The organism is Streptomyces sp. CHD11 (assembly GCF_018638295.1).
GTDB lineage: Bacteria > Actinomycetota > Actinomycetes > Streptomycetales > Streptomycetaceae > Streptomyces.
In genome coordinates this window covers 1-7,195 of the sequence record NZ_JABTTS010000064.1, presented here as the reverse complement: position 1 = coordinate 7,195, position 7,195 = coordinate 1, and the positions used below count along the sequence as shown (strand labels likewise).

At 67.7% G+C, this 7,195-nt stretch carries 6 protein-coding genes; 4 read left to right on the top strand and 2 right to left on the bottom strand.

Features of this window, described 5'->3' with window-relative positions; translation table 11 throughout:
- The first annotated feature begins 329 nt into the window (after positions 1-329).
- The 3 genes from HTV45_RS34700 (at position 330) to HTV45_RS33095 (ending at position 4,899) form a co-directional block, all read left to right on the top strand.
- Positions 330-1,550: a hypothetical protein gene (locus HTV45_RS34700; protein WP_308309818.1), complete on the top strand. Its 1,221-nt coding sequence runs from the start codon at positions 330-332 to the stop codon at positions 1,548-1,550.
- Positions 1,547-4,213 carry a DEAD/DEAH box helicase gene (locus HTV45_RS33100; protein ID WP_215209592.1) on the top strand — a complete coding sequence of 889 codons (2,667 nt, stop codon included), beginning with the start codon at positions 1,547-1,549 and terminating at the stop codon, positions 4,211-4,213. The genes HTV45_RS34700 and HTV45_RS33100 overlap by 4 nt, the downstream gene beginning before the upstream one ends.
- A gap of 68 nt (positions 4,214-4,281) precedes the next feature.
- Positions 4,282-4,899, top strand: coding sequence for a hypothetical protein (locus tag HTV45_RS33095; protein WP_215209591.1), 618 nt, complete (start codon positions 4,282-4,284; stop codon positions 4,897-4,899).
- A gap of 72 nt (positions 4,900-4,971) precedes the next feature.
- On the opposite strand, the gene HTV45_RS33090 is transcribed toward HTV45_RS33095, so the two are convergent.
- The gene (locus HTV45_RS33090; protein ID WP_215209590.1) at positions 4,972-6,306 is read right to left on the bottom strand and encodes a hypothetical protein; all 1,335 of its coding nucleotides are present in this window, start codon (positions 6,304-6,306) and stop codon (positions 4,972-4,974) included.
- 181 nt (positions 6,307-6,487) lie between these two features.
- Positions 6,488-6,901 (bottom strand): hypothetical protein, encoded by a 414-nt coding sequence (locus tag HTV45_RS33085; protein WP_215209589.1) that lies wholly within the window; start codon positions 6,899-6,901, stop codon positions 6,488-6,490.
- A gap of 136 nt (positions 6,902-7,037) precedes the next feature.
- On the opposite strand from HTV45_RS33085, the gene HTV45_RS33080 reads away from it, so the two are divergent.
- Positions 7,038-7,195: transposase (locus HTV45_RS33080; protein WP_215203741.1), on the top strand; the 158-nt coding region annotated here is incomplete at its 3' end.

Genomic DNA, 7,195 nt, shown 5'->3' with positions numbered 1-7,195 from the left:
AGCCGACGGTGTACATACCGGCGTAGGTCCCGAAGACCCGCGCCGAGGGTGCGAGGTTCCACAGCACGACCACCGCGTTGACCAGGAAGCAGGTCGCGCCGATCGCGCCGAGGCACAGGGCCACGGTGACGCCCGCCGGAGTCCGCAGGAGGGTTCTAGTATAGCGCGTGCATCAGGTTGATGCAGCATGTACCGTTGGCGGAAATGCGAGACACCCCCCAACCAACCGGGACGTGGCTTCAAGCCGGGGAGACAACTTGAATTCGCTAAGTGTCGAAATGCGCCTCAAGGCGCGGGAGGAAATCCAACGTGAGGTTACCGGATTGACGGTGGGGCAGATCCACGAGCGGTATGTGGCTGCGGGTGGCCTGGAAAGCCGTGAGGGCCAACCGGGCCCGCTCAGCACAGAGGACCGGCTGACGGCGGTCCGTCGGAACGAGCTGCGGCGCATCTGGACCTTGATGGGCGGCACGAGCTGGGATGTCTACTCCCGCGAGGACGACGCTCAGGCCGACCGCTGGCACCAGTCCCTGCGGGAGCGTCAGGAAGGGGCGAGCGGTGGGGCGGTGGAGTCCGACTCCGGGCTGATCCGCTATCGGATCGTGGCGCAGCGGGCCGACCCTGCACACCCCGGGGCCTCAACCGTGACGAACTACACCTACGCGCATTCCGTTGAGGAGGCCGTGACGAAGGTACGCCACGCGAAGGAGAAGCCGGGCGGCCTGTACGGGGACCAGGGCCTGTACCGCGTGGTGGAGGCCGTCGAGGAAAGCCCGCAGAGCGAGGCCCGCCAACTACAGGGCGCCCGCGGGCGGTTCCTCACTGCGGTCATGGACGCCGCTGTTGCCGCCCTGCACGACGATCCGGCATCTGCGCGCCCGGAGCTGGTCGACGTCCTGTCCGAGTTCTTCTTCGACACCGTCTTCACTCGCGCCATCGTCTCCCCCGACAGCGAAGCCGACGGCAGCTCTCACCTGCACGATAGGGACGGCGCGGTCCTGTCCCGCCTGCTCCTGACTCACCTCGCCCACCACGGCCTGGACCTGGTGGAGGCGAGCACCCGCGCCGACGACCAGCACACGGATGTAGGCCGGCCTTCCGTTCGTGGCTCGGAGACCGGGGAGGAGAGCGAGGCGCCGGCGGAGCTTGTCGAGCGCGTCCTCGCCGTGTGCGAGCAGCACTACGCGGCCGTGACCGGCACCAGCTCCGGCCAGTGGGACCAGGAGTCGTCCCGGGAGCTCGTGGACATCGCCCTGCGGACCGTGCATCTGGCGGACCGCCAGGCGTACCCGCAGGCGCTGGAGGAGTACCTGGTCGCGAACCGGGCCCGGCTGGAGCAGCTGTGGCGCGTCTACGGACCCGCTGGCGTCTTCCCGCCGGGTGTCTACCACCTGGTCGAACTGCCCGGATCGTTCGTGCTCTGTGAGCGGCTCAAGACCGCCCCGATGTGGCTCGAAGCGATCTGGGCCAGGGAATGCGACTCGGAAACCCCCCTCGAAAGGCTTCGGGAAGCCTGGCTGTACGGCACTGACAAGGACGGCGGGCGATGAGCAGGATTCCTCTCAAGAAACACCAGATCGACCAGAAGTCGAGTTTCCGTAAGTGGATCGGATTCCCTGCAAGGTCATCCGTGCCCCCCGAGGGTGCCCGTGGCACGATCGTGTCAGCGACCGGCTCCGGCAAAACGATCATGGCTGCCGCGAGCGCCCTGGAGTGCTTCCCCGAAGGCCGGATCCTCGTGACCGTGCCGACCCTGGACCTGCTCGTGCAGACCGCCCAGGCGTGGCGGGCCGTCGGTCACCTCTCCCCCATGGTCGCGGTGTGCTCGCTGGAGAACGACCCGGTGCTGAACGCGCTGGGGGTGCGCACCACCACCAACCCGATCCAGCTCGCCCTGTGGGCTGCCCGCGGGCCGGTCATCGTGTTCGCCACGTACGCCTCTCTCGTGGACCGCGAGGACTTCGAGGACCCTTCGGGCCAGGGCAGCGTTCGCGGGCCGCTGGAGGCCGCTCTGGCGGGCGGAGACCGGCTCTACGGGCAGCGCATGGACGGTTTTTCGCTCGCCATCGTCGATGAGGCGCACGGAACCGCCGGTGATCTTGGGAGGCCGTGGGCCGCGATCCACGACAACGCGCGGATCCCCGCCGACTTCCGGCTCTACCTGACCGCGACCCCGCGCATCCTGGCTTCGCCCCGGCCGCAGCGCGGGAAGGACGGCCAGGAGTTGGAGATCGCGTCGATGGGCCAGGACTCGCAGACCTACGGGCCGTGGCTGGCCGAACTCGGGCTGAGCGAGGCGATCGAGCGGGAGATCCTCGCCCCGTTCGAGATCGACGTCCTCGAGATCCGCGGCCCCTCCCCCGTCCTCGGGCTGTCGGAGGAGGCACTGCGGGGCCGGCGCCTCGCGCTGCTGCAGACCGCCCTCCTGGAACACGCCGCCGCGTACAACCTGCGTACGGTCATGACGTTCCACCAGAAGGTGGAAGAGGCCGCGGCGTTCGCGGAGGCTCTACCGAAGACCGCTGCCGAGCTGTACGTCACCGAGACCGATGACGAGACCATGGTCAAGGCGGAGAAGTCGTTGCCCGCGTCGTCGATCGACGCGGAGTTCTACGGCCTGGAGGCCGGCCGCCACGTACCCCCGGACCGGGTGTGGGCGGCATGGCTGTGCGGCGACCACACCGTCGCCGAACGACGCGAGAAGATCCGCCAGTTCGCCAACGGCATCGACGCCAACAACCGGCGCGTACACAGGGCGTTCCTCGCGAGCGTTCGCGTTCTCGGGGAGGGCGTGGACATCACGGGCGAGCGTGGGGTGGAGGCGATCTGCTTCGCGGACACCCGCGGCTCGCAGGTGGAGATCGTGCAGAACATCGGACGCGCGCTGAGGTTGAACCGTGACGGCTCCACCAAGGTGGCCAGGATCATCGTGCCGATCTTCCTGGAGCCGAACGAGGACCCGAACAACATGGTCGCCAGCGCCAGTTTTCGCCCCCTTGTAGCCGTTTTGCAAGGGCTCCGCAGTCATGATGAACGACTCGTTGAGCAGCTCGCCTCCCGCGCCCTCACCAGCGGCAAGCGCAAGGTCCACGTCCAGCGCGACGAAAACGGCCAGATCATCGGCGCCGACGGCGCAGGTGACGGCGAGGACCAGGAGCACGACGACACCCAGGCCGCCGCCGAATCCGCTCTGCTCCACTTCAGCACTCCCCGGGACGCCGCCACGATCGCCGCATTCCTGCGCACCCGCGTCTACCGGCCGGACAGCCTCGTCTGGCTGGAGGGCTACCAGGCCCTGCTCCGCTGGCGGGCCGAGCACGAGATCACCGGCCTCTACGCCGTTCCCTACGACACAGAGACCCCAGTCGGGGTCACGAAAGATTTTCCCCTTGGGCGCTGGGTCCACCAGCAGCGGAAGGCGCTGCGGGCCGGGGAGCTCGAGGAGCGGCGCAAGGAGCTGCTGGACGCCGAAGAGGCCGGGATGGTGTGGGAGCCGGGCGAGGAGGCGTGGGAGAACAAGCTCGCCGCGCTGCGCTCGTTCCACCGGGCCACCGGGCACCTCGCCCCCCGCCAGGACCAGGTGTGGGGAGAGGGCGAGGCGATGGTGCCCGTCGGGCAGCATGCGGCCAATCTCCGCCGCAAGGGCGGCCTCGGGAAGGACCCCGAGCGTGCGACGGTGCGGGCGGCACAGCTGGCGGCGATCGACCCGGACTGGAACTGTCCGTGGCCGCTCGACTGGCAGCGCCACTATCGCGTCCTCGCGGACCTGGTCGACGCCGACGGCGTCCTGCCGGCGATCCAGCCGGGTGTCCTGTTCGAGGGCGACGACCTGGGCAAGTGGCTCGCGCGGCAACGCGAGGCGAGCACCTGGGCGCAGTTGTCCACCGAGCAGCAGGAACGCCTCTCCCATCTGGGCGTCACACCGCTTGAGGCTCCGTCTCCCGCCCCGGCGGCCACGCGTGCGACGAAGGGCCCGAGCAAGGCACAGCAGGCGTTCCAGCGGGGCGTACAGGCCCTCGCGCAATGGGTGGAACGGGAAGGCGCAGACCGTCCGGTGCCGCGCGGGGCCAGCGAAGAGATCGCGGTCGACGGCGAGGCGGAGCCGGTGACCGTGAAGCTGGGCGTATGGGTCTCGAACACCCGTGCCAGGCGGGACAAGCTCAGCTCAGAGCAGTTGGACGCTCTGCGGGATCTAGGTATCGAGTGGGCGTAGTGCCCTGGACGGGCGGTGCTCCCTCGTTACGGGCACCGTGTTCTGCCCGCTCACTTACGATCCACAGCATGAATGACGGTCCCGCTTACCTGTCGGTGAAGGTCAATTTCGACAACAGCGACTACGACAATGTGTGTGACACCTTCGGCGGTGGCTTCGAGCGTCTCCCTGCCTGGCGGGCGCTGGGAGACCTGCTCGCTCACCGGCCGGGATGGCATTTCGACGTCGTCAACCGCGGCGAAGCCCTGTGGTGTCTCGGTGTCCTGGGCGAATGCCGCCTGGCCATCCACGTGAGGGAAGACCTGCGCTTCCACTGCTACGACCACGACAAGGACTCGGACACCATCGCGGCGGACTCGACCGAGGTGGAATCCTGGCTCCAAGGCCGGGAGGAGACCGCCCAACAGCCGAGTGACACCCTCCTGGAGATGGCGAGCTCGAACTCCTGGGACTTGCTGAAGCGCTACACGTTCCGGCTCCGGGTGAGCTGGTCGGACGGCTATTACGCCGCGTCCGTCGCCGCCCTTGCAGAGGCAAGCTTCGGACCTACCATCCCCGAGGCCGTCAACGGCGCCGCAGAGATGATCTGTCACCTCTTCAAGGCGCCAGCGGAACTCGCGTCGGCCCTGACGCTGGCCGCCGAGCTCGATGAGACCGCGGTACGGCACATGCGAACCGAACGCTGACTTCCTGTCGCAGCGTCGCCGGGACGACCGTCTCGGGGACGGTCGAGGCATCCGTCGACGTACGGAAGACCGTCAGGCCCACACCTTGTGTTCCTCAGTGAAGTACGGCCAGGGCTGGCAGCGGCTTTCAGTCTTCTCCAGCAGCCGGTCGATGCCCTCTGCCCAGGTCTGCAGGTCGGTGAGCTCCAGCAGCAAGCGCTCGATCTCGGCACACGCCACTTGCAGCCGACGGCCGTGCCCGTTGATCTCCAAGAGGGACTGCGACGATTCGATCTCGGCGCCTTCGGGCAGGACCCACCGGACGTCCAGCCCAGCCCTTCGGAGTTCTTCGACGAAGTTGTCGGAGGACAGCGTCACGGTGAAGACGAGCACATCGGCGATGAGTCCGGCGCACTGCGCGGGCTGCAGCGGATAGATGCCCCACGGCGCGGTGAGGTAGTTGCGGGCAGCGCTGTCCCCGCTGCCGTAGCAGACGCGCTGTCCGGTCAGCCGGGTGCGGCGCAGCAGCGCTGCGTACTGCGCTTCAAACTGTCGTGTGGCTTCCAGGGACCCCCATTTGTTGCCAGCGGCGGAAATGTCGAGGGCGAGCAGGCCGCGCTGTCCAGGCACCCGCATCGTTTTCAGCCCGTCGCGGTGGGCGTGGGCGAAAGCGTCAGCGAGAGCAGAGAGGTGGGTGGCGTAAGGCACGCCCGTGTCGATGAGTCGGGCATTCTCATGCCCAGGGAGCGGACCACCCTCGTGGAGCGCTTCGGCTGCCATCCGGGTGCGATGGAATTGCGCTCCCTCCCGCCGGTTCGGGTTGGTCTTCAACTCGTACAGCAGGATGTCCTGCTCGTCGTTCTGGTCGGGCTTGCCGAAAACGGTGACGTCGCCAATGCGCAGGCAGTCGGTGAGGTCGTGCAGCATCGCGAACTGCCGATGCTCATTCCACTGCTGGTCCGCGAACTGGATCTCGTGGACAGTGCCGTCCTTGCTGAGGGTCATCGGCCCCGGTGACTCGTTGCGACGCAGGGCGAGTATGTGGCGGCGGTCGTAGTGGAAGGCCCGCCAGGCCATGGCATCACCGATCGAGCGCAGTTGTCGGCCTACGCGCTCCAAGACGTCCAGTTCCAGCCGCCAGTCGTCCAGGTCGTGTGGATCGCCGATCACGAGATCCGGGGCATCAGGCGGAAGCTTCTGCCCTCTCCTAAGCCTCTTGATCACCCGTGATCGCTCCGCCCGCGCGTCGTTCGCGGCAAGGGTGGCGTGCAGCAAGTCCTGCTGGAACGCTACATAGTCCTCCGGGGTCCGGCATTCGCGCAGATCGCGAATGAACGCGATCAGCCGCTCACCCGTCTCGCGGTGGAAGGGGTGCTTGATCAGCACGTCCAGACGGTCGGACGGCATGTCGGTCAGCATCGGAGGCACGTGGACATTCTCTTCGTTCGCTGGTTCCCTCTTCCACCGAATTGCCCGGACCGCCGACACCGATCGTCAACAGGCGTCGGCATCCGGCTCGTCGGCGGCCAGCGGCAAGTTCGGCCGGGACCACCACGGCGTCCCCAAGGGCCACGCAGTCGAGGTCCGGTGGCGTGGCCGCGCGTTCTGCTCAGCCTCCCGCCGGCAGTTCCGGGAGTACGACCCCGAGGTAAGTGGCGAGAACGCTGCTCAGTGCTCCGCTGACGACCGGCGAGGCCAGGATGGCCACCGCCTGGGTACGCCACCGCTGGAGGCGGCTCGGATCAGGGTTGGTGCTGGTGGCTTCCTCTTCGATGCGCGTCGCCAGCTGAGTCACCTCAGCAGCATCGTCTTCGGGCAGGCCCAGGATGGGTACGGCTTGGCGGAGTGCGCGGGCGGCCATGACGACCTGGGCGAGGTCGACGCCACTGTGCGTGGTCGCGTTCAGTGTGAAGTCGCGGCTGTTCGCGGCGATGTTGCCGGTGTTCTGCCCGATGTGGAACGTGGTGTTCCCGCCGGTGTTGCGGCGTTCGTACGCGCCGATGTCGCCCTGGTAGTTGTCCACGCAGTCTTCTCCTTCGGCGGTGATCTCGGCTTGCACGGGCCCGTCTGAGCTCGCGTTCCGGTCTCCTTTGATCAGACCCTTAGGCACTGTCCGGCGGATCATGTGACTTTCCGACCGGTCGCTCGTTGGTTGGGTCATGGGCCGGGGGGATCTGACGAATCGCGAGTGGTCGTTGCTTGAGCCGCATCTGCCACCTTTGGGTGGCCGGGGCGGCCGGTGGAACGACCACCGCACCGTGGTCAACGGGATCCTGTTCCGGGTCCGGACCGGTGTTCCGTGGCGTGATCTGCCGGA

Coding starts and splice junctions, on each gene's coding strand:
- HTV45_RS33095 (WP_215209591.1), top strand. CDS start 4,282: ATGAATGACGGTCCCGCTTACCTGTCGGTGAAGGTCAATTTCGACAAC.
- HTV45_RS33100 (WP_215209592.1), top strand. CDS start 1,547: ATGAGCAGGATTCCTCTCAAGAAACACCAGATCGACCAGAAGTCGAGT.